This is a genomic window from Yeosuana sp., assembly GCF_057126245.1.
Map to the genome: position 1 here is coordinate 1 of NZ_DBNGMQ010000107.1, position 1,681 is coordinate 1,681.

Consider the following 1,681-nt stretch of genomic DNA (forward strand, 5'->3'; position numbering starts at 1 on the left):
ATTTGGACAAACCCCATCTGGAGCAACTTTAGTTTTTTCATTGTTTGCTTTTGCATAAAAAAACCTAGTTAAATTATCTTTTAAATTCATTTTCTCTCAATTAAACAATTTGTAGTTTTTAAAATGATAAGATAATTTATTGTTCTAGAAATTAATTTACAATGATATTTATCAATTTCATCATTAAAATCCTATTTTATCTCTTTACTTCAGATATAACATTACGCTCTGCTCATAAACAACCTCAACAAAGAACATGGCAACGGCATAACAGTAGCACTTTTCAGTTTCAGTAACATAGTTATCTAAAAATACGCCCCTATACTAGAATTTTATTCGAGCCAAAACAAGTTTACTATTGAATTTAAAATGATTATTTTGCTCACCAATCACCAATCACCAATCACCAATCCAAACACCGAAGGCGAAAACCACTATAACACCAGACAAAACCAAAATAGTAGTAAATATTGTTGATGCAGCTTTATTTTTTAATCTAACATCATTAATTTTAGTTTTATCTAAATAGACTCTTGTTAAATCTCCTTTAATTTTCTTAACACCGTAATATTGCCCATCTTGTAATTCTATTCTTTTAAACTTAAGGTTTTCATTAGTTTTTGTCCTTGGTTTTCGATTCTTTCAAGCATTGGGAGACACTTAAAAACAGAACAGATTTAGAGTAAATCAATAATTATAATAGTGTATAGTAGATAAAACCTCTCAAATTGACCTTTTTAACTGCAAATTCCAAAAAATTAGTGTGTCCAAATACGCCAATACTGGTTTTTGTTTATTTCGGGGGTAATGCCACTTATAGATTATTGGCAGTAGTTTTTTTTAGCCTATCATATAACTAATATTACCATAAATAAAATAAATAACCATTATCGTCGTAATTATTAGACCTACAATTTTCAACGACTTGTTTCTTATTGATAATGGAATGAGAATCATACTTAAATCGCTAAAAATCCATAAAGAGGATCTAATATACTTAGTGGGGCCTTCATACCAATTGACAACCAACTTTTCTATACCAAATGAAGCAATAGTAACAATAGAAAAGATGCACAAATAGATAATTAGTAATTTATCTGATGATAAGGTATTGGGGCTCTCACTTGAATTTGTTTCTCTGTTGTCTTTCATGATAATAACTTCTCGAAGATTAATATAGTAGGTATTGAATTTATCTCTAACAATTGGGTATAGACAAATACCTATATCCATACTTTAGTACTAATATATTAAATATTTAATAAGTTGATAAACTCGTATAAGTCATTTGATTTTCGGAAGTAAGTTAGAACAAGCAATTACTTATAACCGTTGTTGTTCACGGGCTTTTATAATGTTCAGTAAATCAGTCTAACTGATAAATATCATTTTTTAAATTAAATAAATGACTTATTTTTTTTAAAGACAATAAATTTACAATTTAGAAAGTAAGCAAATTAACACAAGCAAAGATCAAGGAAGCTTTAAAAAAAAATTTCAAATTATAAAGTATTAAAAATAAGTATTATGAAAACAATAATAATGATGTTTTTGATTTTAGGGTTTATAATTTTAAGTAGCTGTACCCAGAAAATAGAGGTAAGTAAACTGCTTGATAATTCTGAAACGAGAAATGAAATATTTGAAGCAATTGCGAGCGACCATGACCAAATGATGTCAT

General features: G+C 27.6%; 1 protein-coding gene. It reads right to left on the reverse strand.

What is annotated here, in order from left to right; all coding sequences use genetic code 11:
* Positions 1-840: 840 nt before the first annotated feature.
* Complete coding sequence (locus tag AC15TD_RS14280; protein WP_484452815.1) at positions 841-1,233, reverse strand: hypothetical protein; 393 nt, start codon at positions 1,231-1,233, stop codon at positions 841-843.
* Positions 1,234-1,681: the final 448 nt, after the last annotated feature.